This is a genomic window from Kitasatospora sp. NPDC051170 (assembly GCF_044455705.1).
In the GTDB taxonomy this organism is placed as follows: Bacteria; Actinomycetota; Actinomycetes; order Streptomycetales; family Streptomycetaceae; genus Kitasatospora.
Genome location: NZ_JBITFA010000001.1, coordinates 724,901 through 749,931 on the forward strand (window position 1 = coordinate 724,901; position 25,031 = coordinate 749,931).

General features: G+C 75.2%; 18 protein-coding genes. 1 reads left to right on the forward strand and 17 read right to left on the reverse strand.

What is annotated here, in order from left to right:
- Positions 1-5 precede the first annotated feature (5 nt).
- The 13 genes from ACIBCA_RS03275 to ACIBCA_RS03335 all read right to left on the reverse strand — a co-directional run bounded on the left by ACIBCA_RS03275 (position 6) and on the right by ACIBCA_RS03335 (position 20,550).
- A complete protein-coding gene (locus ACIBCA_RS03275; protein WP_396281071.1) occupies positions 6-2,732 on the reverse strand; it encodes an AAA family ATPase in 2,727 nt (908 codons plus the stop codon).
- A 255-nt stretch (positions 2,733-2,987) separates the two neighbouring features.
- Positions 2,988-3,779, reverse strand: coding sequence for a BTAD domain-containing putative transcriptional regulator (locus ACIBCA_RS03280; RefSeq protein ID WP_396281072.1), 792 nt, complete (start codon positions 3,777-3,779; stop codon positions 2,988-2,990).
- 115 nt (positions 3,780-3,894) lie between these two features.
- Positions 3,895-4,104, reverse strand: a complete 210-nt coding sequence (locus tag ACIBCA_RS03285) for a hypothetical protein (protein WP_396281073.1) — start codon at positions 4,102-4,104, stop codon at positions 3,895-3,897.
- A gap of 11 nt (positions 4,105-4,115) precedes the next feature.
- Complete coding sequence (locus tag ACIBCA_RS03290; protein WP_396281074.1) at positions 4,116-5,546, reverse strand: hypothetical protein; 1,431 nt, start codon at positions 5,544-5,546, stop codon at positions 4,116-4,118.
- Entirely contained in the window at positions 5,543-6,997 is a 1,455-nt protein-coding gene (locus ACIBCA_RS03295; protein ID WP_396281075.1) for a hypothetical protein, read from the reverse strand. The genes ACIBCA_RS03290 and ACIBCA_RS03295 overlap by 4 nt, the downstream gene beginning before the upstream one ends.
- Positions 6,994-9,075 (reverse strand): ATP-binding protein, encoded by a 2,082-nt coding sequence (locus tag ACIBCA_RS03300; protein WP_396281076.1) that lies wholly within the window; start codon positions 9,073-9,075, stop codon positions 6,994-6,996. The genes ACIBCA_RS03295 and ACIBCA_RS03300 overlap by 4 nt, the downstream gene beginning before the upstream one ends.
- 62 nt (positions 9,076-9,137) lie before the next feature.
- The gene (locus ACIBCA_RS03305) at positions 9,138-10,724 is read right to left on the reverse strand and encodes a hypothetical protein (RefSeq protein WP_396281077.1); all 1,587 of its coding nucleotides are present in this window, start codon (positions 10,722-10,724) and stop codon (positions 9,138-9,140) included.
- A complete protein-coding gene (locus tag ACIBCA_RS03310) occupies positions 10,721-12,844 on the reverse strand; it encodes a phage tail protein (RefSeq protein WP_396281078.1) in 2,124 nt (707 codons plus the stop codon). The genes ACIBCA_RS03305 and ACIBCA_RS03310 overlap by 4 nt, the downstream gene beginning before the upstream one ends.
- A complete protein-coding gene (locus ACIBCA_RS03315) occupies positions 12,844-15,036 on the reverse strand; it encodes a putative baseplate assembly protein (RefSeq protein WP_396281080.1) in 2,193 nt (730 codons plus the stop codon). The genes ACIBCA_RS03310 and ACIBCA_RS03315 overlap by 1 nt, the downstream gene beginning before the upstream one ends.
- 21 nt (positions 15,037-15,057) lie before the next feature.
- Complete coding sequence (locus tag ACIBCA_RS03320) at positions 15,058-15,498, reverse strand: GPW/gp25 family protein (protein ID WP_396281081.1); 441 nt, start codon at positions 15,496-15,498, stop codon at positions 15,058-15,060.
- A gap of 36 nt (positions 15,499-15,534) precedes the next feature.
- Positions 15,535-18,243, reverse strand: a complete 2,709-nt coding sequence (locus ACIBCA_RS03325) for a hypothetical protein (RefSeq protein WP_396281082.1) — start codon at positions 18,241-18,243, stop codon at positions 15,535-15,537.
- A 34-nt stretch (positions 18,244-18,277) separates the two neighbouring features.
- On the reverse strand, positions 18,278-19,867 hold the full coding sequence (locus ACIBCA_RS03330; RefSeq protein ID WP_396281083.1) for a hypothetical protein: 1,590 nt from the start codon (positions 19,865-19,867) through the stop codon (positions 18,278-18,280).
- Positions 19,864-20,550, reverse strand: a complete 687-nt coding sequence (locus ACIBCA_RS03335; RefSeq protein ID WP_396281084.1) for a phage baseplate assembly protein V — start codon at positions 20,548-20,550, stop codon at positions 19,864-19,866. Before ACIBCA_RS03335 ends, ACIBCA_RS03330 begins: the two co-directional genes overlap by 4 nt.
- A 119-nt stretch (positions 20,551-20,669) precedes the next feature.
- Here ACIBCA_RS03335 and ACIBCA_RS03340 point away from each other — a divergent pair, with 119 nt between their 5' ends.
- Positions 20,670-21,923 (forward strand): RNA-guided endonuclease InsQ/TnpB family protein, encoded by a 1,254-nt coding sequence (locus tag ACIBCA_RS03340; protein ID WP_396281085.1) that lies wholly within the window; start codon positions 20,670-20,672, stop codon positions 21,921-21,923.
- On the opposite strand, the gene ACIBCA_RS03345 is transcribed toward ACIBCA_RS03340, so the two are convergent.
- Genes ACIBCA_RS03345 through ACIBCA_RS03360 form a run of 4 tightly spaced genes read right to left on the reverse strand, consistent with a single transcriptional unit; the run spans position 21,920 to position 25,029 of the window.
- Positions 21,920-23,017, reverse strand: coding sequence for a phage late control D family protein (locus ACIBCA_RS03345; RefSeq protein WP_396281086.1), 1,098 nt, complete (start codon positions 23,015-23,017; stop codon positions 21,920-21,922). The two genes, ACIBCA_RS03340 and ACIBCA_RS03345, sit on opposite strands and share 4 nt — an antisense overlap.
- Positions 23,010-23,204 (reverse strand): hypothetical protein, encoded by a 195-nt coding sequence (locus tag ACIBCA_RS03350; protein WP_396281087.1) that lies wholly within the window; start codon positions 23,202-23,204, stop codon positions 23,010-23,012. The genes ACIBCA_RS03345 and ACIBCA_RS03350 overlap by 8 nt, the downstream gene beginning before the upstream one ends.
- Positions 23,201-24,454, reverse strand: coding sequence for a hypothetical protein (locus ACIBCA_RS03355; RefSeq protein WP_396281088.1), 1,254 nt, complete (start codon positions 24,452-24,454; stop codon positions 23,201-23,203). Before ACIBCA_RS03355 ends, ACIBCA_RS03350 begins: the two co-directional genes overlap by 4 nt.
- Positions 24,454-25,029, reverse strand: coding sequence for a phage tail protein (locus ACIBCA_RS03360; RefSeq protein WP_396281089.1), 576 nt, complete (start codon positions 25,027-25,029; stop codon positions 24,454-24,456). Before ACIBCA_RS03360 ends, ACIBCA_RS03355 begins: the two co-directional genes overlap by 1 nt.
- Positions 25,030-25,031 lie beyond the last annotated feature (2 nt).

Consider the following 25,031-nt stretch of genomic DNA (forward strand, 5'->3'; position numbering starts at 1 on the left):
CCGGGTCAGCCAGCGGAGGCGGCGGTAGCGCCCTCGATCTCGCGGCGGGAGGAGATCCCCAGCTTCACGAAGACCTTCCGCAGGTGCCACTCCACCGTCCGGGGGCTGAGGAACAGCCGCGAGCCGATCTCCGCGTTCGGGTGCCCGGCGGCGGCGAGGCGCGCGATCTGCGCCTCCTGCGGGGTCAGGACCGGTGCGCCGGGGGTCCGTTTGCGCACGGTCTCGCCGGTGGCGAGCAGTTCGCGGCGGGCCCGTTCGGCGAACGCCTCCATGCCCGTCGCCTCCGCCGCCTCGTAGGCCGCCCGCAGTTCGGTACGGGCCTGGGCGCGCCGGTTCCGCCGGCGCAGCCACTCCCCCAGCAGCAGGCGGGCGCGGATCCCGGAGACGGCGATCCCGCCCCGGGCGAAGTGGTCGAGGGCCTCGCGGTAGCGGTCCTCGGCCCGCTCGGGCTCTCCGGTCAGGGCGTCGGCGAGGGCCAGCGCGCCGAGGGCCCAGGGCGTGCCGGCGAGGGCCCAGTCGGCCAGCTGCTCGCGCGCCCGGGCCGCGACCTCGGGGTGGCCGGCCCGGACGGCAGCCTCGACCAGTTCGGTGCTCGCCCAGCGGTGCACGTTGAGGTCCCGGTACTCGGCGCTGCGCAGGGCGGCCTCCATGGCGAGCGGGTAGTTGCCCAGGCCGTTGTGGAGCACGGCCCGCGCGTACGCGGCCATGCCGGTGAGCCGACCCAGGCCGGGCAGTTCGCCGTCGCGTTCCATCGCCTCGATCAGGTCCAGGGCGGCTCGTTCCCGGCCCCGGTAGGCGCCGGTCAGGGCCGTCATGCGCGGCAGGACACCGGTGGTCCGCTCGATCGCGGCAGCCTCGGCGAGCAGGTCCTCCGCGTCGGAGAAGCGCCCCGCGAAGCCCAGCGCGGCCGCCCGGTGGGGCAGCACCATCGAGAGGACCGACAGCGTCCCCGTCGTCCGGGCGAAACTCACCGCCCGGTCGGTGACGTCCAACCAGGCCGCCAGGTCGCCCAGTTCGGCGGCGGCGTTCACGGCAGCCCACAGGACCGACGGGTCCTCCTCGTCCGCCAGGGAGCCCAACGCCCGCGCCAGCAGCGGGAAGGCCGCGGCCGGCCCGTCCGTACTCCAGGCGACCAGGGCGCCGAGGAAGGCCCCCGCCGACCCCTCGCCGGGCGCCAGGTCACCGGCGGCCTCGGCGACCCGCCTCGGCCCGTCCCCGTCGTGGCGGCCGGCCCGGAAGGCCGCCGCGAACGCGTCCAGACAGGTCTTCCGGGCGACGGCCGGGTCGAGGTCCCTGAGCCGGCCGGCCGCGTCGAGCAGCGGCTTCACGGCGCCCGGCCCCGGGTCGGTCATGGACGACGCCCTCGCCCGCAGCCAGCCCGCCCGGGCCCGCTGCAGCCCGTCCAGCGGCCCCAGTTCGGCGGCGGCGAGCAGGTCCGGCACCCGGGCGGGCACACCCGCCGCCAGCTGGGCGTCCGCGGCCGCCAGCGCGCGCCGCGCCCGCTCCGCCGGATCGGGGCTGAGCGCTGCGGCCCGCTCCAGGAAGGAGGCCGCAGCGGCCCGCCCGCCGCGTGCCAGGGCCCGGTCGGCGGAGCGCTCCAGCGCGGCCGCGACCTCCTCCTCCGGCCCGACGGCGGCATGGGCCCGGTGCCAGGCCCTGCGGTCGGGGTCGCGCCCGGCGTCCATCGCCTCGGCGAGCACGCGGTGCGCCGAGCGCAGGGCGGCGGCGTCCGCGCCCCGCCAGACGGCCGAGCGCACCAGCGGGTGCCGGAACCGGATCGAGGCGCCCCAGGTGATCAGGTCCGCGGCCTCCGCCGCCGCGGCGGCCTCCAGCCCGATGCCCAGCAGACCCAGCGCCCGCCACAACAGCGGGCCGTCGCCCACCGGTTCGACGGCCGCGACCACCAGCAGCGCCCTCGCGTCGACCGGCAGCGCGTCGACCCGCCGCCGGAACCCGTCCTCCAGCCGGCTCGCCAGCGGACGGGCCCCCGGCCCGCCGAAGCCGAACGCCAGCTCCACCGGCGACAGGCCCCTCGGCAGCTCCAGCAGCGCCAGCGGATTCCCGCCGGTCTCGGCCACGATCCGGTCCCGTACCCGGGCGTCGACCGGCCCCGGCAGCACACCGTCCAGCAGCACCCGGGCCTCGGCGTCGGCCAGCCCGCGCAGGGGGAGCTCCGGCAGTCCCCGGAAGTCCTCCTCCTCCCGCCCGTCCACGACCCGCTCGGCGAACACCAGCGCCACCGACTCCGCGTCCATCCGCCGCGCGACGAACGCCAGGATCCGGCGGGACATCAGGTCCACCCACTGAGCGTCGTCCACCAGGCACACCGCCGGCGCCCCGGCCGCCGCCTCCGCGAGCAGGCCCAGCACCGCCATCCCGACCACCAGCATCTCGGGCGGGCTGCCCGCGCTCAGGCCGAACGCCACGCGCAGCGCGTCCTGTTGGGCCTCCGGCAGCCGGTCGAGCTGCGGCAGCAGCGGGACGCAGAGCTGCTGAAGCGCCGAGTACGCGAACTCCGACTCGGCCTCCACACCGACCGCGCGCGTGACCTGCGCCTCCGCCTGGGCGGCCCTCCCGGCGAGATGGTCGAGCAGCGCCGACTTCCCCACCCCGGCCTCGCCCCGCAGCACCAGCACCCGGCTGCGCCCGTCGCGCACCTCGCGCAGCAGCCGGTCCAGCACCTCCACCTCCCGCGCACGGCCCAGCAGTCGGCGGTTGGCGTGCTGCGACATGGGACCTCCGGCGCGGACTTCCTCCCGGAGGAGCTGCCCCCATCCTACGAACAGCGGAGATCGCCGCCGTGGGCCTGCGCTCCGACTCACTCCGTGTCCTTGCTCAGGTCGCCGGAAGTGGAAGGCATCGGCTTGTCCGACTTCGGCGGCTCCTCGTGCCGCCGGTCCCCTCCACCCACTGGCCCGAATCGCTCCCCTGCCTGACCGGGGCCTCATGCCTGAATCACCATTGGACATCAGTCATTTGACTGAATGTCAGCTTTGCCGGGCGCCCGGTGGCGGGATGCGCGGGAGGTGGACGGCGTCGCAGTGGGTGCGCAGGAGCATGGAGAGGTCGCGGCCGGGTTCGACGCCGAGTTCGCGGCGGGTGAGGCCGTGGTAGGTGTCGTAGGTGCGCAGGGCCTCGACGAGGTTGCCCTCGGCCAAGTGGGCCTCGATCAGGACGCGTTGGGCGCTCTCGCGCAGCGGTTCGACGCCGACGGCGACCATCGCGGACTCCACCGCCTCCGCGCAGCGGCCGGCCGCGACGAGGTGGCGGCTGAGCGCCTCCAGGCCGTGGAGGAGCCGCTGGCGGATGCGCTCGCGCTCGATGAGCACCCAGTCGTCGTACCAGCCGGGCAGCAGGTCGAGCGCGTCGGCCCGCCAGCGGAAGGTGTGGAGGTCCTCGGAGGTGGCGGTGCCGGCGATCAGGCGGCCGGCCCAGTCGCAGAGCACGTTCAGGTCGACGACGGTGTGCTCGCGCACGGAGAGTGAACACTTGTCGGAATCGAGAACGTCGATTCCGGCCGCCTTGAGGCGCCAGAGCGCCGAGCGGAGGTTGCCCGCGGCGCGCAGGTCGTCGCCCAGCGGCCAGAGCGTTCCGGCGGCGTGGCGGCGTTCGACCCAGCCGCCGTTGAGGGCGACGAAGGCGAGCAGCCGCTTGCTGCCTTCGGGAACCTCCAGGCGGCGGCCCGCATGCACCACCCGGGGAGTGCCGAAGAGGTGCAGGATCGGCGCGTCGTCCTGAGGTGTGGTCAGGTTCGGCGATTCCAGAGACGGAGCAAGCATGACGGTCCTCCCGCTCGAAGCCCGGCCCCCCGATGCTATGGGCGATGTCGTCACCGTGTCGTCACGGTGCGCAATCGAATGGGGCTTGCCCGTCCCGGTCCCTCCGTACTCCTCCTCAGCTCTGTCCACTCGCGACCCGGCAGCCCCGCAGGAAGTCCGCCACCATCGTCAGCACCGCCCCCGCGTCGGTCGCCCGGCCGCGCGACTCGGCGGAGGCGCGGCGCAGGTCGGTGCTGGCCGTCACCGTGATCAGGAAGCGCCCCGACGCCTGCGGCTCCACCCGCACCACGCACAGCCCGGCGTAGGGCGGTTGCTCCTCGTCCACGGGTCTCACCCCTACCGGCCGCTCGAGCAGGAGAGCCGGTTCTGCCGCACGAACGCGACCCACCCGCCCGTCCAGCCGCCCGTGTCCGCGATGCCTCCGGAGTCCGCGAAGTCCGAGACCGGCACCAGGATGTCCACGTCGGCGGCGCTCTGGAGGGTGATGCGGGCGCGGTGCTGGGCCTGCTGAACGGCCCCGGCGATGTCGGCCGGGGTGCCGTGACAGAAGCGCAGGTTCAGCTGCTGGCCGAGGAGCCTGACCACCTCCTGGTGCAGCCCGCTCGCGGCGACGGTGGCAGCGGTGGCAGCGGCGGACCCTCCGGAGGAGACCTGCACCGGCAGGTACCCGGCGGGCGGTAGGTCGGCGAACCCCCGGTCGGCCAGCGGGGGTTGGGGCAGCGCCTGGGCGGCCTGCGCGTCGGCGATCCGGCGGCCGACGTTCTCGATCGCCTCCTCGACCTTGGCCTTCATCGCCAGGGCGACCTGGGAACGGGTGCCCGCGGCCTTCTCCACGATCTCCATCAACTCCGCACGCGTGTGCGCCAGTTCCTCCTCGGCTGCCGCGTTCGCCACCGCCGAGACCGCCGGATCGGCCCGCCACTCGGCCAACTGGGCCTCGAACTGGAGGATCTGGGCGGCGAAGACGTTCCACGGCCGCATCCCCAGCCGCCCCTGCCACCACCGCTCCGGCGGCGGCGCACCGACCTCCCGGCGGGCGGACCAGGCGTCGACCACCCACTGCGCGGGGTTGTTCCCGATCGGGATCACCACGGCCAGCCGGACGGGCGGGCGCCCGTAGACCACCGGCGGCTCCCAGTCGACGGGCAGCGCGGCCGGGGTGGCGAGCCAGGGCGTGTCGGACTTCTGCTCCTGCCCGAACAGCCAGGAGGCCAGCAGGTTCCGGCGGTTGGAGTCCTTCGCCGCGCCGAGGCCGGGGAGCGTGTCGGGCACCAGGTCGAGGCGGACGCCCTCGGCCGTGAACTGCTTGTTGGTCGTGCCGCCGGCGCACGGGTCCTCGCACAGCAGGCCCTGGACGGCGGTGTCGCCGTAGTTCCAGTTCGCCCGGGAGGCCACCACCCACCAGAAGGTGTCGTTCTCCGGCTTGAGGGTCTTCAGCGGCAGCGACACCTGCCGCCCGGAGCGAAGCGGCCTGCCCGCCGAGTCGATCGCCAGCCCGGCGCCGACCTGCAACTCGCCCCGCTCGATGAAGACCTGGAAGCCCTCGACCACGCCGGGGCCGCCGGAGCGGCCGATGGCCGCGCCGAACTCCCGGGCGTAGTCCTGGATCTGGTCCAGGTGCTCCGCGCGCAGGAACAGCCCGTCGAAGGGGTGCAGCCGGTCGATGCCGCCGCCCGCCGTCGCGGGGGTGCCGTCGGAGTTCCCGTCGGGCGTGCCGGTCGGGGTGGTGGTGGCGGCGGCCGGGGCCGCACTGTCGGCGATGGTCATGAGTCGGCCCTCCCGGCCTCGGCGGTCTGGTTCAACTCTGCGGTGACCACGGCGTCGTGGCCGTCGTCCCCGCCCGCCGCCGGACCGTCCTTGAGGCCGGCGAACGGCACCATCGGGTCCGTCCCGTAGCAGGGCTGCGGGCCGGTGCCCCGAATCAGGACGCGGACCAGCGGGTGGGCGGGCGCCTGGTCGAGGTCGACGACGGCCCGGGTGTCGCCGTCGGTCAGCCGCACCCCGGCCACCGTGCTCGCCGCCCAGCCCGCGCCGTGCGCGGAGAGCGAGGTGACGCTGAGCGCCTGGGCCAGCGAGGCGCGGTCCACGGGCCTGTCGAAGCAGAAGCTCAGGCAGGTGTTGCCCCGGGACCAGCGCAGCGAGCCCGGATCGAGGCGCGGCCCCCCGGCGTCCTCCCGCAGGGTCTCGCCGAGCAGGGCGGGGGCCAGCCCGCACAGCAGTTCCTGGATCGCGCCGGTCGGCAGCAGCGCCGTCCGCGCCTGCCGGCGGATCCCGACGTTCTCGACGCCCACCCCGCCGGGCCTGGTGACCACGTCGAAGGTCAGCTTCGCGAGCACCACCGGCGCGTGGTCCTCCGCCACCGGGAACAGCTGCGGGCAGGAGTCGCCCTCCTCCTGCTCGGGCCCGTCCTCGATCGCGTCAAAGGCCGCCAACTGGCTGAACTCGGCGAGGAGTTGCTGCGCCCGTCGGCCGGGCGGGGCGGACCGGACGCGGTCGGCCGCCTCGGCTCCCTGACGGCCCGCCGCGTCCTGCGGACCGGCGACCTCGTCCAGCCCGAACAGCACCCGGACGCGGTGGTACGGGCGGCGCCGGGGCGGCTCGTCCAGCCGGATCGCCAGCCGGACGGTCTCGACGACGCGGGAGTAGTCGTCGTGGCGGCGGGTGACGTCGCACGGGTCGGCCAGGGCCGGGACCGGGCGGCTCGCGCAGGTGCCGAACTCGGCCACCAGCCAGGCCGTCACGCTGCGGCCCTCCGCCGCGCAGGGGTCCGTCTGGGTGCCGGCCGGCGCCGGGTGGTCGGTGGCCCAGCGGGTCGCCCAGGCGACCAGCGACGGGCACCCCTCGGCCTCCAGGGCGAGTTCGCGCCCCCAGCCGTCCACCGCGAGGCCCGGCGAGACGTGCAGCCGGTCCCCGTCGGCGTCCAGCCTGACCCCGTACCCCCAGAGCACGCCGGGGCCGTGCAGCCAGGCGGCGTGCAGCATCTGCTTGCCGCGCGGATTGCCCATCAGCACCCGGAAGTCGTCCTCGCCGAGCAGCATGCCGAAGGCCACCCGCAGGGACTGGAACGGGGTGACGGGCAGGTCGCCCTGCTTGCAGGGGTCGGCGGCGCCGGGGCTGCTCGCGGTGGCGCCCCCGCAGGGGCCGCATGGGCCGGTCTCCGCCGTGGTCGTCGTACCGCCGCAGCCGCACGGTGCGCTGCTGCTGCCGAGCGCCGTCATGGTCTCTCCTCCCTGGTGGGCCCGCCGGTGGCCGCGCCGAGCGCCCGCAGCGCCCGCTCGTCCGCGACCGCCCCGGGTGGGGCGGCCGACTCCGCCGGGAACGGCCGGTTCGCCTTGGCGTACTCCCGGCGCATCGCGTCGATCAGCTGCCGCTGGCCGACCCGCCCACCGTCCTCCGCCGCGCGGAAGGCGGCCGCGATCGCGGCGTTGCGGATCCAGCCGCCCGGCACGGGGTAGCGGTGGGCGAGCGCCGAGAGGTCGACGTCCTCGTCCCGTACGGCGGCCGGCAGGTGCAACCGCCACAGCCGGTGCCGGTCCGGCTCGCCCGGGAGGTCGAAGGAGACCACGAAGTCCATCCGGCGGACGAACGCGGCGTCGATGTTCTGCCGCAGGTTGGTCGCCAGCACCGCGAGGCCGTCGAAGCGGTCCAGCCGCTGGAGGAGGTAGGCCGTCTCCAGGTTGGCGAACCGGTCGTTGGCCTCCGAGATCTCCGTTCGCGTCCCGAACAGCGCGTCCGCCTCGTCGAGGAACAGCACCGCCTGCATCCGCTCCGCGGCGTCGAAGGCGGCGGAGAGGTTCTTCTCCGTCTCCCCGATCCACTTCGAGACCACCCGCGACACGTCCACCACCAGCAGGTCCGTCCCGGCGGCCGTCGCGAGCACCTCGGCGGCGAGCGACTTGCCCGTGCCCGGGGCACCGCTGAACAGCAGCCGCACCCCCCGGTCCGCGCGGGCGCTCTCGCGCAGCCGCCAGTCGTCCAGGACCAGCGACTGGTACGCCAACCGGGAGACGGCGTCGCGCAGTTGGCGGTCCGACTCCTCCGCGAGCACCAGCCGCCCCCAGGGCGCACTCGGGCTCAGCAGGTCCACCCCGGGCGGCAGGACGGCGCCCGCCCTCGCCCGGATCGCGGCGGAGACGTCCGCCGGCTCACCGTCCGGCGCGAGTTCGGCGCCGCTGTGCACGTCCAGTGCGACCTGTGCCGTCAGCGCCGGGTCCAACGGGTGACGGGCGGCCAGTTCCGGGGCCTGACCGGCCGCGTCCGGCAGGGCGGCCCGCCAGGCGGCCCGGCGGTCCTCGGTGTCGATCGGGCCGACGGGGACGGTCAGCACCGCTCGTTCAGGCCCCGGCCTTACCGCACCCGGCTCCGCACAGATCAGGATCGGCCCGACCACCCGGCGCAGATCCAGCAGCGTCGGCCCCGCCCCCTCCTCCGGCCGCGGCGCCACCAGGACGGGCACCCCGCCACGGGCCGCCGCGTGCAGGCCCAGCAGGCCCAGGCCGGACGGGTACTCGGCGCGGGTGCGGCCCGCCACCGGCCGCAGACCGGCGGCGCGCGCCAGGGCGGCGCAGCGGCTCAGCGCGACCGTCTCGTCGTGCGCGGTCACGATCACCGTGCGCGGCGCGGAGGACCGCAGAGCAGCCACGGCGCGCTGGGCGGCCGGACGGGCCAACCAACCCTCCAGGCCCGCGACCGGCGGCCCGACCTCCACCTCCGTCAGGGCGGCCGGCCAGGCCGCGCAGCCGTGCAGGGCCTCCCACAGCTGGTCGGCGAGGCGGAGACTGCGGTCGTGGAACGTCCCCTCGCCGGTGATCGCGAGGACGCCGCTGCGGACGGCCACGCCCTCGTGCAGCAGCGCGCGCAGCGCCACCCGGTCGACGGACGGGCCGGCGGTCGCCTCGCGGTGCGGGCCCTCGCCGAGCAGCAGGGCGGCCAGGCCGACGCTCGGGTGGGAGTCGCCGCGCGGGTGCATGGTGCGGAAGATCCGCGCCATGCCCTCGTGCTCCTCCGGGAGTCCGGCGAGGAGAAGCAGGTCGAGCTCGGGGCCGGTGAGGTCGAGGCGGGAGACGAGGCGGTGGACGGGCTCGGCGTCGGCTGCGTACGGCTGCGCCTCCTCGGCTGCCGCCTCGGCCCAGCTGCGGAGGAAGCCGACAAGGTCCTCGGCGGTCTCCTGGTCGCAGGTGGACTCGAGCAGCCGGGCGAGCCGCAGGGCGACCACGGCGGCGCGGGCGGAGAGGCCGCGACTGACGGCCTCGGCAACTCCGGGGCGGGATTGGCTGGTTGCGTTCAGCTCATGCACGGGCGCACCTCGCAGCTGCGACGGGCCGGGGCGCCCGGCCCGTGCCGCTTGTCGCCTTCGGCTCACACATAGACGTACCTCACGACCGCGCCGAGCCAGGGCACCCACCCCGGGTCCAGGTCCAGCCCGGCCCGGCGGGCCGTCAGGTCGGTCTCGGCCACGGGCAGCCGGACCTCGATCCACCCGGGCTCGGCGCACACCTCGCCGGTGCGCCGGGCCAGGTGCCGGACGGCGGCGCGGGGATCCACCGGATCGCCCGCCTCGGCGAGGCGTGCGGCGGTGGCCTCGGCCCAGCCGTCGGCCAGCTCGCCTACGCGAGCGCGCTCCGCGTCCGTGGGCGGCGCGGCGGCGAGGAGGGTGTCGGCCCGGTCGGGGCCGAGGCCCGCGAGGGCGAGCAGGGCCGCGTCGGCCGGGGGCGCCTCGGGGAGCAGCTCGCGGCCGATCCGGTACAGCACCCACCGCAGGGGGCGGGCGCTCAGCGCGGGGTCGTCCAGGGCCAGCTGCGGGAGGCCGGCCTCGGAGGCGGTGGCCAGCAGGAAGAGCAGCCCGGCCCAGGCGGTCCGGGTGCCGGTGCGGTGGTCCGCCGGAGTCTCCTCGGTCTCCTCGGTCTCCTCGGTCTCCTCGGTCTCCTCGTCGAAGTCCCGTTCGTCGAGCGGGAGTTCCGCCGAGGGATCGGCGTCGTGGCCTTCGGGAGGCTCCACGGCGGCCGCCTCGCCGGGCGGCCGCCTGGCCGGCTCCGCGTCCGGGCCGTTCTCGGCCGTGACGGGCTCCGCCGGCATCGGGGCCGCCGACGACGGCGGGGCCTCCAGCCCGAGCACCGCTCCCAGTTCTGCTGCGAGTGCCTGCGGCAGGCCGGGGTGCGGGCGCCGGTGCAGCGAGGCGGGGTCGGCCTCGGCCGCCGCGAGCACCGCCCAGGCCGCCAGGGTGGCGGGCCCCGGACGCAGCCGGGCCGTACGCGCCAGCCGGACGAGGGTCGCACCGGCCAGCAGCGTCCGCGCGAGCCCGCGAACGGGCGCGGCCGCCGGGGCCTCAGACCCCGGGCCCGATCCCACCGGCCCGGGGCCGCACCAGGAAGCCACGGCCGCCAGCGCCGCCACCGCCTGCCAGCCCTCCTCGCCGAACAACCGGTCCAGGCAGGGCAGTCCGCCCTCCACCGCCGCCCGCAGAACCGCAGCCGCCGCATGCTGCGGCGACCTGCCGAGCACGGCGAGCACCGCCGCACGCGGCTCGACCGCCGGCACCGGATCACCCGGCCGCACCGCACCGGTCTGCCGCCAGGCCCACAGCCGCCCGAGCCGCCCGGCGGCCACCCCGGCCACCACCTCGGCGAGCAACTCGACGTCGTGCCGGTAGTGGACGGCCTCGCCGCGCCCCTCCCGTACGGTCCGCTCGATCGCGGCGGCCACCGCCGCCGCCCAGTCCCGCCCGACGGCCGGACCGGACCTGGCGGGGTCGAACGGCACGGACAGCCGCAGCCGCCGCACACACCAGCGCCCGGACGGCAACCGCACATCCCGCAACGCCCGCTCCAGACCGCCGTCGACGACCCACCGCAGCGGCTCCCCGAGCGCGTCCCGCCCGGCCTCGACCGAGCCGTCGTCGTGCAGCATCGCCGAGAACCGCCCGATCACCACCGCGGGCCCGCTCATCCGACCCTCACCGCCCCCATGACCGCCGACTCCCCCACCCTCGCCGCCGCCGACGGGACGCCGACCACGCCGTCCTCCCCGACCCGCACGTGGCCGACCACCGCCGGGCCCCACCCGGCGCCCGGGCCGACCATCGAGGTCAGGGCGACGTGCAGGCTGCGGCCGATGCGCATGCCGGCGCCGAGGGGGCAGATCTCCGCCAGGGTGTGGGCGGGTTTGTGCTGTTCGACGATGCTGCGCACGACCTCCAGCCGTTCGCCCTCCAGCGGGGCGGCGATGAGGACGGTGAAGCGGTGGGCCGTCGCCGTGTAGCCGTCCTGGCCGGGGCGGACGCCGCCGATCGCGAAGCGGCCGAGGGTGGCGGTGGCCCGGGCCGCGCCGCCGACGGCGGGGGCCGGGGGGCCGTCGGGGGTGGTGCCGAGGACGGCGCCGCCGAGGCCGCGCATGCGCCAGTTCTCGACGGCGGCGACGGGGACGGGCAGGTAGATCCGCAGGATGCGTTCCAGGCAGGCCAGGGTGCCGCGGATGCGGTAGAGGTCGTAGGCCTGGGCGACGAGGGCGCGGCGGGCGTCGAGGGGCCAGCGGCGGTCGAGGGCGAGGCCGAGGAGGCCCGCCAGCCAGCCGAGGGCTTCCTGGGGGGTGGCGGTGGGGTCGAGGAGGACGGCGCGCAGGGCGGCGCGGCCGTCGAGGTCGTGGAGCAGGCCCTCGGCGGGGGCGAGGTAGCGCTGGAGGAAGTCGACGTCCTGTTCGTCGCGGCCGAAGGCGCGGGGCAGGTGGGCGAGGAGCCGGTGGCCTGGCCGTTCGACGCGCAGGGAGCGGACGCGCGGGGTCAGCCGGGCGGTGCCGCCGAGGTCGAGGACGACCCACAGGTAGCGGCCGGGCGGGGCGTCGACCGGGGCCTCGTACGTCTCGAAGGCGTCGTCGGGGGCGATCTGCGCCCAGGGCCATTCCCGTCCGGTCGGGCGACGGAACAGCCCGCTCCCGGGCCCCAGTCGGGCGAGCCGCAGCGCGGAGGGCAGCGGCGGCGTCAGGTCCGGGTGCCGGACGACGCGCCGCCCCTGGACGGCCGGGGTCCACGGCACCGGGTCGGGGACGGCGTCCTCGTCGCTGGTGAGGAAGCCGACCCGCAGGTCGGTGCCCGGGGGGATGCAGGCGTCGAGGAAGATCCGGCCCCAGCGGGTGCGGTAGGCGCCGGAGTCGAGCCGGTAGCCGATGACCCGGCCGCCGGCGACGTACCGCGCCGCCGGGCCGGCCGTCCAGCCGAGGCCCTGGGCGGTGGTGAAGGCCGTCCGGCCGTCGGGGGCGGCGCTCACGGCCCCGCCGTCGTACCCAAGGGCCTGCACCGGTTCGATCTCGGCCCAGCCGTCCCCGTCCTGCCGGTAGCGCCGGAACGGCTGACCGGGGTGCCCGGCGACGGTCAGCAGCCCGTCCGTGCCGAAGGCGAGGTCGCTCGCCGGGCCGACCTCGAGCGGGTCGGTGCCGTCGGGCCGGGCGACCACCGCCCGGTCGCCGCACGGCGCGACCCACAGCAGGTACGGCTGCCCGGCCCGGACGGCGACCCGGGTGGGCCTCCAGCCCGCCGCGTGCAGCGCCCCGCCGAGTACCGGGCCGTGCAAAGGGCCGCGCCGTCCGCGCAGCAGTACCAGTCCCGCCGGGTCGGCCAGCAGGACGACGGCGCCGTCGCAGAGCGCCGCCACGTCCAGCGGCCGCCCGCGCACCGGGACGCGGCGCAGCAGCCGCTCGGCCCACAGGTCAACCACGTGGACGGCGCCACCGCAGGACTCGGCGATGTAGAGGCGCTGCGCGCTGTCCACGGCGAGGCCCCGGGGGGCGAGCAGCGCGCCGGGGTGCCCGGGCGAGGAGGGTGAAGAGGGCGAGGAGGGCGAAGGGCCGGAATCGTCGAGCACGTCCACCCGCCCCGCCCCGGGGTACGAGCGGTAGGCGCGCCCCCACCGGTCGAAGGCCAGCCCGGCCGGTTCGCCGGCACCGGCGGGCGGGGCCGCCGGGGCCTCCCAGGCCAGGCTCACCCCTCCGCCGTCCATCAGCGCCGTCCCGTCGTGGGCGCAGCGGGCCCACTGGTCGGGGTCGGTGAGGGTGCTGATCTGCCGGTCGCCGTCCATCAGCACACCTCCGGGGGCAGCGGGACGAGGACGGGGTCGCCGCCGGGCAGCGGGGTGGGGCCGTAGGTGGCGCCGGGTGGCAGCGGGGGGCCGGTGACGACGGTGATCTGGGCGAGCCGGGGCACCTGCCACGCCTTGAGGTCGACGAGCGCCGCGTCCGTCCAGGGGCTCCTGGGGTCGGGCCGGGTGGCGAGCCGGAGTTCGCCGTCGAGGTACTCGACGCCGTCCACCTGCACAGCGACGGCCTCCAGTTCGGCGCGCCGGACGGCCCGGCCGAGGGGCCAGCCGGTGCCGTCGGGGCCGTACGGGGGCACGGGCGCGAGGTACTGGCGCAGGATCAGCTCGACCCAGCGGCGGACGGCGTCCACCTGGTAGCCGTCGCGCAGGTGGACGCCGGCCGAGACGGCGATGTCCAGGTAGGTCGGCGGAATGACGTAGAGCTCGGTGGTGAGCAGCCGGCGCGGGTCGAGGTAGCCCGCGACGCGGCGCAGCAGGGCGAGGTCGGGCAGCGGGGCGCCGGGGTCGCGCAGGTCCTCGGTGGGGAAGACCAGGACGCTGACCACCCCGGCGGCGTGCCGGCTGAGCGTGTCGGGGTGGAACAGGGGCAGGGTCTCGGCCCGCCGGACGCCGGGGACTTCGAGGGCGAGGGCGCGGAAGTCGTCGGCGGTGACGGCCCGGTCGCGGCGGTGCAGTTCGGCGGGCAGGCTGTCGAGGGCGTCGGCGAGGGAGGCCTGGTCGGCGCCCCCGGCGGCGGGCAGGACGTTCCGTGCCTTGGCGCCGGTGACGCCGGTGAGGCCGGTGATGGCCCCGGTGGGGACGTTGCCCGCGGCGCCGCCGCCGTAGCGGTAGGCCAGGGCGCGGATGCGCTCGCCGATCTGCGGGACCTTGCCGCGGGTGGGGAAGTGGACGAGCCCGGCGGCGTCGTCGAGGGTGTAGTGCCGGTCGAGCGGTCCGGTCCCGGCGAAGGTCTCGACCTCCGTCCAGGGCTGCCAGCCGTCGGGTTCCTCGACCTCCAGGCGCAGGGTGCCGGGCACGACGGGGTGCTGGGTGAGCCGGTACGTCTGATCGGCCTCGGCGCTGCCGGTGCCGAGCAGTTCGGGCAGGGCGGTGCGGGCCTGGACGGCGCCGACGGCGTTGACGCCGACCCAGCGGATGCGGTGGATGGCGTCGTTCTCGGTGGCGGGGCGGCGCACCCGCAGCCAGCCGATGACGCGGGCGGCCGTCTTCTCGTCGTCCAGCGGGGGCGGGCTGAGCAGGTCGCCGGTGCTGGTGGGCGCCTTGGGGTGGGCGGGGAAGGCGTCGGGCAGCTGGAGGGTGACGACGCCGGTGGCGGTCAGGCCGCGGGTGGTGTCGGCGAGGACGGTGAGGTCGGTGAACGCGGTGTCGGCGTGGCCGGCGCGGTCGGGGCCGTTCCAGAGTTCCCAGAGGAAGGCGGGCGGGTCGGTGGTGAGGCCGTCGGCGCGCAGCCGGGTGGGGTCGGGGTCGCGCGCCTCCAGGTCGTAGGGCCTGGGGAGTTCGGCGTCCTGGACGACGCCGAGGAAGATCGCCCGGTTGCGCAGGGCGGTCACGTCGGTGGTGTTCTTGGCGAGCAGGGCGACCCAGAGGCACTGGTCGAGGGTGCTGCTGACGTCCAGCGCGGGCTGCGCGGGGTCGAGCGGGTCGCTGGGGACGGCGGTGGTGACGTAGAAGTCGGGTTCGACGCCCGCGTGGACGCGGCTGCGCTGGCCGAGGGGCAGCGCAGCCACGGCGTCCTGCCGGCGGCGGGCCTCGGCGGTGCGGGGTTCGGCGCGCGGCGCGGCGGTCTTGCCGAGGGCCGCCGTCTCCAGCGGCCAGGCGACGACCTCGTTCTCCGTCTCGAAGGGCAGCGCCCCGGCCCGGGCCTCGGTGCCGCGCAGCACCTGCACGCCCGCCGCCAGGTCGGTCTCCAACACCAGGAGGGCGTGGGCGAGTTGAGCGGGCCGTGGGCGGACGCCGAGCAGCCGGAGGAAGGCGACCTTCGTCGCGTCCGGGATCTGGTTGAAGCGGAAGAGCAGCGACTCGCCGAGGTACGCGAACAGCTCCAGCAGCGCCACCCCGGGGTCGGAGGCGTTGTGGTCGGTCCACGTGGGGTTGTAGACCGGGATGCGCTTGACCAGCTCGTCGCGGAGCTGAGCGAAGGTGCGGTCGTCGAGGATCGGACCGATCAGGGCCACAGCCGGTTCACCCCCTGCCCGTCATCGCAGGTAGAACGGATAGACGAGGTTGTCGGGCCGCAGGTCCACCAGCCGGACGTAGGCGATGTCGATCCACACCATGGTGGGCTCCTCCCCCGGGGTGACCGACACCTCGGTCACCCTGATCCGCGGCTCCCAGCGGGCCAGCGCGCCGGCGATCTCCTCCCGCAGGGCGGAGCGGGTCGCGGCCGTGTTGGGCGCCATCAGGTACTGCCGCAGCCCGCAGCCGAAGTCGGGGCGCATCACGCGCTCGCCGGGCTCGGTGTCCAGGATCGTCTCGATCGACTGCCGGACCAGCGCCATCCCGCCCGCCCAGGCGAGGCCCCCTCCGGACCCGCCGCCGGGCCCGCCGCCGGCCGGTTGCGGACGGAAGGGCAGACGGACCCCGGTGCCGAGCAGGACGTCGGCCGGTGCTCCTGTCGGTGCGTCAGTTGCTGCCATACGGTCGATGATGGCGAGGGGGGTGTCACCACCGCGTCACTTGTGCGCGCCGAGGGCCTTCCACTCGGCGGGCATCTTGTCCTTCATCTCCTGGATGGCCTTGTTGTACTTCGTACGGGGCTTGGCCTTGCTCCGGATGTCGTTGACGTCCATGTCCACGGCCTCCTTGAACATGCCCTTGACCAGGAACTTCGCCTGGTCCGAACGGTGGCTCTTGCCCGCCGAACCCCAACTGGCGGTGGCCTTGTGGTCGTCGATGTCCATCTCGACGGCGGGGGCGGTGTACCTGGACACCGCGTCCAGGGCGGCCTTGACCCCGGCGGCCTTGCCGCCACGGTTCTTGGCCTCCGCGATGGCGCCCCAGGCCGGCATGTGGTTGCGTTCGGTGCCCTTGGTGGCCAGGTTCTTGCCGCCGCTGGGATTGGTCACCCCGAGCTCGCTGTAGAGCCCGCCCTTGTACTTCGACCTGGCGGTCCTGATCCGGGGCTTCTTCTTCGGCGCCGGGCTCATCCGAGCGTCGATCAGCGACTCGTCGCCCTCGCGCTGGGCCTCCAGGCGGGAGAAGCCGTAGGTCTTCCTGATCCCGGCGAGGGCGGTGCGCAGGGCGTCCTCCTCCAGGGGCTCCTTGAGGGACTGTTGGGCGAGTTCGCCGATGGCCTGGATGCCGCCCTGCCAGCGCTTCTCCTTGGCCTGGTCGGGCACCTCCTCCTCGCCCTTGGCCTTGGGTTTGGCGGGCTTCGGCGCAGCTGGTTTACCAGCAGGCTTGCCCGGTAGGGGTTTTGGCGCCGCTGCCTTCGGCGGGCCACCCTTCGCCGGGGCACCGCCCTTGGCCGGGGCCGCGCCGGGCCCCTCCTTCCAGGCGCCGGGCTTCCTCTCGTCGTGCCCCGACTTCTTCTGCGTGTGGTCGCCCAGCAGGTCCGCCATGAACTTGTCGGCGCTGAAGGCGACTTCACCGAAGGTGATCTCCGGCACCTTGCCCGAACCGAGCACGTACTCCACGTCCGCCCCGATCCCGAACTCCCCCGGCAGCGGGTACTCCAGCTGGAACAGCGGCCAGGTCCAGCGGTGGCTCGGCGCCGGGGACCACCAGGGGCTCACCAGGGCGACGAACAGGTCCCCGCCGAGGCCGAGGAAGGGCTGGGCGGCGATCTCCATGTGCCCGCCGATGAAGAACTCGCCGTGCTTGCCCGCCTTCGGGTCGGCGACCTCCCGGTAGCCGATCCGCGGGGTCGCCTCGACGTAGCCCCGGATCCCGGCGAGGGCGTTGAGCGCGACCCCGGCCTTGATGTCGTGGCCGACGATCTCGAGGCCCGCGCCGCCCTCCGCGATGAGCCGGATGCCGGCGAAGGCGTCGACGTGGAGGGTGCCGGTGATGCCGAAGTTCCTGAGCACCTCGGGCTTGGTGGACCAGGTGCCGGAGAGTTCCATCCGGTCGAGGGTGGCCGGGCCGAGCACGGCGACCAGTTCCAGGCCGATGTCGGCGAACAGGAAGATGTTGCCGACCAGCGGGACGCCGTAGAGGGCGCGGACCTCGAGCTTGGGCAGCGCCTTGGTGTAGTCCTTCTGTTCGAACAGCGGCTTGGTCATGCTGGGGGTGATCCTGCCGACCAGGGTGACGTCCCCGTGGTGGTCCACCACGACCATCGCCTCGCCGCTGAGCCACTCGGCGAGCTTCACCTTGACCGTGCCCCAGCCCGCCACCACGCGCGGCCCGGGCTGCGGACCGTCAGGTACAGGAGCCGCCCCCTCGGGTGCGGACGGCTTCGGCCCCGCCGTGTTCGCCTGCGCCGCCGCGATCTGCCCGTCCGTCAGCTGCTCGGCGCTCTTCTCGTCGGTGGCGACGAGGGTCACCTCACCGTCGAACTTGTCGTTGGCGTAGTGCACGCTGCCGCGCACGTCGACGACGCCCCCGGCGAAGGAGGCGGTCACCGCACCCTTGAAGCCCTTGAGCTCGACCTCCGCAGTCGCCTTCCCCGCGAGCTTGCCCTCGGCATCCCGGGTGATGTGCAGGCTGATCGGCGCGAGCCCGCGCACCGTGCCGGTGGCCGTGGCGTCGAAGACGACCAGCTCGTCGGCGAGGCCGAGCGAGCCGGTGGCCTCGAGGAAGCCCCCGAGGCCGAAGTGCAGCCCGTTGGCCTGGACGATCAGCCTGGGCCCGTCGAGCCGGTTCTCCACCCCGGCGAACCTCAGCGCGCCGATCCCGGACAGCCCCAACTGCTCGGCATGGGTGGCGATCTGGCCGAGCAGTTCGACCGGGCCGGTGAGCAGCCTGCCCTTGACGACGGCGGAGGCGTGGCCCTCCACCGTGCCGCCCACCGCCCGTACGGCGAGCGCCGGTTGGACGCCGTACTGGGCGAGCGGCAGGAGGAACGGGTGGGCCAGCGGCAGCCACTGCCACTCCTGGCCGGGCCCGGTGGTGAGCGTCTCGCCGTCCTTGCGCAGGTGCAGCGTCCCGGTGGCGAGGGTGCCCAGCCGGGCGCGCACGGGGCCTCCGGCGGCGCCCTTGTCCTCCAGGTACGCGGCGACGGCCGGGGTGGGGGCGAGGGCCGCGCCGCCCTGGAGCTCCAGCACCTCCTTGGGCACGTCCGGCGCCACCACGGGAGCGGCCGACGGCGGCTTGGGCCCGACCCCGGAGAGCCGGTCCGCGAGCCCGCCCGCCACCGGAGCGGCCGGCGCGGGCGGCAGCGCCTTGACGGCAGGCGCGGCGGGTACGGGAGTCCTGGCCTCACGGGCTGCGGCGGCCATCAGCGGGCTGCGGCGCGGGGACGGACGATCGGGTTCACGGCAGGCCACCTCCGCAGAGCGGGTCCGGCGGGGAGTCCTCGACGGGCGGCCGCGTCGGCGGGGCGGCCGTCGTCGGGTCGAGGGTGGTCAGCAGGTCGACGGCGGCGTCGTGGGCGTCCGGCGCGCCCGCCTTGAACCGGTCCGTCGCGGCCATGGCGGCCGTGGCGCCGGTCGCCACCTCGGCGTCCGAGGCGTCGGGCGCGCCGAGCAGCGCGTCCAGGTCCTTCTTGCTCGCCCCGCCGACGGCGACGTCCGGCAGGGAGGCGAGGACGGCGCCCGGGTCGGCGTTGAAGTACGCCTTGAGGGCCCCCATCGCCACCACCTCCGGCGGCAGGCAGAACCGCAGGGCGAGCAGCCACCACAGCTGGAAGGCGAGCACCACGATCGGCAGGAAGAGGCTGAACAGGAAGAACGCCACGATCATGAAGAGTTCCAGCGCGAAGGTGCAGATCCGGAAGTCCGTGCCGCCGGGCTGTCCGCTGCCCGGTTTGGGGATCTCGGTGCCGGTCGGCAGCTGGGAGCCGGGCGGCGTGCCGATGGCCACCCCGCCCGGCCCGGCGGGGCGTCCGGCGCGGGCGGCGAGGGCCCGCAGGTCGGGCATGGTGATGGACACCTTGCGGTTCTTGGTGCCCTCGGGGTCGTAGAAGGCGGCCAGGCTGAACGGTTCGGTGGGCGCGCTCCAGGACTCCTGCGGCGGGCAGTGCTCGTGGCCGGGGGCCGGGGGCCGGCGGGCGACGCAGTGGATCTGGTACACGTGCTGGTCGTCGAGTTTGGGCCCGCCCTGGTCGTCGTGCTCGCCGGAGAGGGTCGGGACGAGGCCGAACCAGAGCGAGCGCTTACCCGCCCGCTCGCACCCGGCGGCGGACGCGGGGATCCGCCACATCGTCAACTCCTGCTCCGGTTCCGGCTTCCCGTGCTCGTCGAGCGTGCCCTGCGGCACCCAGTGCGGGCCCTTCGCGCCGGTGGTCCAGGTCTGCAGGACGGGCGGCGGGATCGAGGCGAACAGCTCCTCGTGCTCGGCCTCGAAGCGGGCCCGGTAGGCGCGGTCGGCCCAGAGCACGTTGACCAGGTCCCGGTCGTGCAGGTGGCGCGGCTTCAGCCCCTGGGCGGCCAGCAGCTCGGTGGTGAGCTGCTTCGCGAGGCGGCGCACCTGCTGCTCGGCGCCCTTGGGCACCAGCTGCTGCTGGCGGCGCAGCACCATCCGCACCTGGAGGCCCTCGGCGGAGGCGCCCGGCAGCGGCAGGCCCGGCTGGTCGCAGAACAGTTCGACGACGACGGCGTAGAAGCGGTCGTGGCTCGGCTGGTAGAGCTTGCGCAGCGTGGTCGGGGTCATGGTGTGGGTGGCGAACCGCAGCCGCCCGTGCCCGGCCTGGCCCGCCGGGACGGCCACCGGGTAGGAGTAGACGTCCTCGGCCTGGTCGAAGGTCAGCGAGCGGCGCGGGTCCTGCGTCAGGCGCCGGACGAAGTCGGGTGCGTCGTACTTCTGGATCGCGGGCGGCCCGGCCCGGTCGTCGAAGCGGTCGTAGTGGCCGCGCTCGCAGACGTACCAGGGGGCCCGCAGCTGGAACCCGTGCCGCCCGGTCACCAGAGGTTCCCCGCGCCCGGCGTGTACGCGGGCGACATCACCATCTGCTCGGCGACCAGGGTGCCGACCTGGACGGTTCCGCTGAAGGTGGCCAGCGGCGCCTCGACGTTCACCACGGGGGCGGTGACGTCCACCGAGGTGTTGGCGGTGATCTCCACCGAGGTGTCGGTCAGCCGGATCACGCACCCGGTGGCGTGCTTGACGGTCACCGTCCGCGCGGCGTCGTCCAGGCTCACCTCGTGGCCGGAGGCCATGGTGATCCGCACCTTCGAGGCGCCGCCGGTGTCGTCGAACTCCAGCCGGCTGTCCGCCCGGGAGCGCAGCAGCCGGATGTTGTTCGCCTCCTCCGGCTCGTGCGGCAGGCTCTCCCGCCCGTTCCAGGCGGCGCCGAGGATGTACGGGCGGCGCAGGTTGCCCGCCTCGAAGACCACCACCACCTGGCTGCCGACCTCGGGCAGCACCAGCAGCCCCTGGTCGTTGTCGGCGTACGGCGAGCAGAGCGTGGCCCAGGCCCGTACGTCGCGCTCCCCGTCGGTGCCCAGCCAGGGGAAGCGCACCTCGACGCGGCCGAGCCGGTGCTCGTCCACGATGCTGGTGACCAGGGCCGGGTAGGCGCCGTGGTAGCCGGGCGCGGCGCCGTCGGCCGGGGTGGGCAGGCCCATCAGTTCACCTCGTTTAGCCATGAGGACCCGGCTGTCGAACCGGGGAGGAACGTGCCTTGTTCGAAAGCGGCGGGGCGGCGAAAAGATCTACGTGAGCTCTGACATGAGCCGTTGTCAGTGCCTGTCGGTACGTTGGCCCAGTGCATCTCCGGTACTCCTACCGCATTTACCCGACGGCGGGTCAGCGCATGGCGCTGGCCCGTACGTTTGGGTGTGCGCGGGTGGTGTACAACGACGCTCTCGCGGCGCGGAAGGAGGCTCGAAGGAACGGGAAGCCGTACCAGAAGAGCACCGATCTCCAGAAACTGGTGATCACGGCGGCGAAGAAGACGCCCGAGCGTTCGTGGCTCGCCTCGGTCGGTGTCGATCCGCTGATCCAGTCCCTTCGCGATCTGGACACGGCCTACCGGAACTTCTTCGACTCGGTGTCCGGCAAGCGAGCGGGCCGGCCGGTGGGGCTGCCCCGGTTCAAGTCCCGGAAGGACAGTAGGCAGTCGCTCAGGTTCACCCGCAACGGGTTCCGGCTTCGGGGTAACGGGAAGCTGAACCTGGCGAAGATCGGTGATGTGCGGGTGAAGTGGTCGCGTGCGCTGCCCGCTGATCCGTCCTCGGTGACCGTCGTGCTGGACGCGGCGGGCCGGTTCCACGCCTCCTTCGTGGTGGACGTGGAACCCGATCCCCTGCCGGAGGTTCAGTCCGAGGTCGGCATCGACCTCGGACTGACCTCCTACGCCGTCCTCTCCGACGGCCAGGTGATCGACAACCCCCGCTTCCTGCGCAAGGCGGTGAAGAAACTCAAGGCCGCGCAGCGGGAACTGTCCCGCAAGGCGAAGGGATCGAAGAACCGGGCGAAGGCCCGCCGCAAGGTCGCCAAGGCCCACGCCAAGGTGGCCGACACCCGCAGGGACTGGCTGCACCAGCAGACGACCAGGATCATCCGCGAGACTCAAGCGGTGTACCTGGAGGATCTGAATGTGCGGGGCCTTGGTCGTGGTCGGCTGGCCAAGTCCGTCCACGACGCCGGATGGTCCACCTTCCGGCGCCTCCTGGAGGAGAAGGCTGCCCGGTACGGGCGCACCGTCGGCATCGTGCACCGTGCGTTCCCGTCGTCCCAGCTCTGCTCGCAGTGCGGGCACCGGGACGGCCCCAAGCCCCTCGCGGTCCGCGAGTGGGCGTGTGGCGCGTGTGGTGTGCTGCATGACCGTGACCTCAATGCTGCTCGCAACATCCTGGCCGCCGGGCAGGCGGACAGGCTAAACGCCCCTGGAGGGCCGGTCAGACCCGGCGTGGCGATCCCACGCCAGGCACGGCCCGATGAACGGGGAACCCACCTCGGCGACCTGCGATCCACGGGTGTCCGTGCCGCAGGCGCGGGAGGAATCCCCACCCGCTAGGGCGGGGAGGATGTCAACTCGTTCAGCGTGGCCCGCTCCGCCTCGAAGCGGGTGCGGAATCCGTGTTCCAGGTCGAAGCGGTGGCGCAGCCGGGTGACGTAGTAGCCGGGGCCGTTGAAGGGGGCGCCGACGTCCTGGAGGGTGAGACGGCTGCCGACGACGAGGTCGGGGGTGCCGTTGGTGAGGCCCGTGACGGTGACGAACCGCCGGCCGCGCCTGAGCATCTCGGCGCGGGCCCAGGCGCCGGCCTCGGCGGCGTCGAGGGCGACCTCGCGTACCCGCAGGCTGGTGCTGGGGCCGAGCGTCCGGGTGAGGAGCCGGGCGCCGGTGCGGCCGCCGGAGGTCTCCGCCTCGACGGCCTCCGGTCCGGCGCGCTCGTCGACGGCTTCGCGGCGGTCGGCGTCGTAGCCGGTGACGACGACCTCGCTGCGCTGGTGGGCGAGGTCGGCGGCCAGCCGGGCGGAGAGCAGGTCGCGGCCGAGGAGGAGGGTGACGGCGGTGCCGGGGCGGGCGGGGCGGGTGCGCAGGTGCAGGGTGGTGCCGGTGCACCAGAGTTCGGCCTGGATCAGCCGGGCGCGTTCGCGCAGGAAGGCGAGGTCGCTCTGGTTGAACTGCTGGACGACGTCGTAGCGCGGTCCGGCCGCGTCCACGTCGGCCCGCAGGCCGTGCTCGCGGGCGAGCGCCTCGGCGATCTCGCCGTCGGTGGTGTGCGGGTAGCTGCGCGAGCGGCGGGTCATCCGCAGCCGCATCAGGGCGTCCTCGGCGTGGGCGACCACCACGGGCGGGTCGCCGTCGCCGAGGACGAGTTCGAGGCCGGAGACGGCGCCCTCGAAGACGGTGCGCTGCTGCGCGTCGGGGCCGAGGGCGACCCTGAGGGCGCTGCCGAGGTCGACGGTGGTGCCGTCCAGGTGGGCCAGCTTCTCCTGCGGGCCCTTGGCCCCGACGCCGCTGGCGAGGAACGCGGCCTGGAGGGTGCGCAGGCCCTCGACGCCCTCGCAGACCTCCAGCCGGACGCAGTCCCGGCCGAGGTCGCGGACGAGGTCGCCGCCGACGGTGAAGACCGGGGCGACCGCCGTGACGGCGGGCTCAGTCATCGAAGCCCTCGGCGGCGACCCGGGCGGCGAGCCGGCCCATGCGGTGGAGGGCGTCGCACAGGCGCTCGGCCAGCTCCGCCTCCTTGACCGGGCCGCCCGGGCCGCCCTGCCCGCCGGCCGCCGCCGGGCCGGGGCCGCCTCCGACGGGGACGAGGTCGGTGTGGACTTCGCCGATGTGCACGCTCATCGCTGGCCTCCTCCGGGCGGTCGCCACCTCAGGGTGCTCGGGGGTGCGTCACGGCGGCGTTGCTCGCAGTCCGCGGCGAGGCCGGCGGGCGTCACCGGGGGCAGGCGTTCCCACGGGGGCGTCACCCCGTCCGGCTGCGGGGTCTCCCGGGCGCGGGCGCGGCGGTTGAGGCCGGGGGCGCCGCCGGCGGTGACCTCGGCGAGGGTGCCGGGGTCGGCCCGGCTGCGCAGGGGGACGCCCTGGCCGTAGCCGAGGACGCGGGGGTCGGCGGCTTCTGCGGTCCCGGGTGGGACGGCGAAGGCGCCGCGCGCCTGGTCGAGCGCCTGCGCCGTCCGGGCGACGGTCACCGTGTTCGCCGAGGCGGCGATCCCGCCCCCGGCGGAGAGCGCGAAGCCCGCCTCCTCCCCCGCCGACCCCGGGCCCAGCGCCCCCGCCAGCCCGGCGACCGAGGTCGCCGCCGCCTCGCCCGCGAAGCCCGCCGAGAGCCCGACGCCCCCGCCGGTCTCCACCTCCACCCCGAGCTGGACGCTGAACCCGGCCGCGAGGGCGAGCGGGCTGTCCAGCCCCCGCATCGCCCCGCGCCAGGCGGCCGGGTCGAGCCCGAGCCGGGCGAGCAGCTGCTGGGCGCTCTCCCCCGCCCGGGCCTGGACCAGCTGCTGCGGCCGGGCCGTCCCGGCCGTGCCGGGGGCGGTGCCGGGCCGGGTCGCGCCCGGGTCGGTGGCGGCGCGGGCGTCGCGGCGTCCGGCGCCCTTCTCGTTCGCCTCGTACGCGAAGTCCTGTTCGGCGATGGTGACGGCGACCTTGGCCCGCAGCGGGGTGCCGTCCGGGGCGAACAGGTCGAGTTCCTCGGTGACCTGGGTGACGATGCCGTTGAAGCGGAAGGTGCCCCAGACGAAGCGGACGACGGGCGGCGGGTCGCCCTGCTTCTGCGGCGGCGGTTCGACGAACTGCCGCACCACCGCCGTCCATCCGCGCACGTCCACGTACGCGCCGGGGCCGCCCTGTTCGGCCGTGTCGAAGGCCAGGTCGAAGGAGAGGGTGGCGCCCTCCTGCGCGGGGTTCTGGCGCTTCTGGGTGCGGGTGCTGGTGCCGCCCCGGTCGACGTTGTTGTTGCGGCTGAGCCGCAGCGAGACGGGGTTGAACTGCACCTCGACGACGGGCCCCTCGCCCTTGACGCGGGGCGGCTGGTCCTTCGCCCCGGCCTTGGTGACGGCCAGACGTTGCAGGGTCGCGTGGGCCAGCTCCGCCATCAGGTGCCCTCCAGTCGCAGGCCCTCGTGGGCGATGTGCAGTTCCTCCATGGCGATCTCGCCGGTGCGCGCGTTCAGCGCCGGCCCGGCGACCTTGACGGGCAGGCCCCGGACGAACCGCCAGTGGGCGAGGGTGCGCGAGCCCGTCGGGTCCAGCACCTCGATGTCGCCGTCGTAGCGGACGGAGCGGTTCTCGCCGCCGACGATGCCGTACAGCCAGTCCCACAGCGCGGAGTCCGCCCGGCCGCCCGGGGTCGGGACGAGCATCCCGCGCTTGAGGACGATCGGCTGGAGCTTCACCCGGCCGATCCCCCGGGCCAGTCCGTCGTTGCGGCCGCCCTCGGGGTGGTCGGCCACCTCCATCTCCAGCTCCAGGCCCGAGCACTCCTGGAAGCCGCCGTCGCCGAGCCGGTCGGGCCCGTCGCCGCGCGCCCCGGCGCCCGGGCGCGAAGCCTGGGTGGGCGCGGCCTGGGAGGCCGCGCCGGTGAGGGCGGGCGGCGGGGCCGCGCTCGGCCCGGGCGAGGTGCTGCGCGCCAGCGAGATACGGAAGTTGAACCCCTGCACCAGGTCGGCCATCA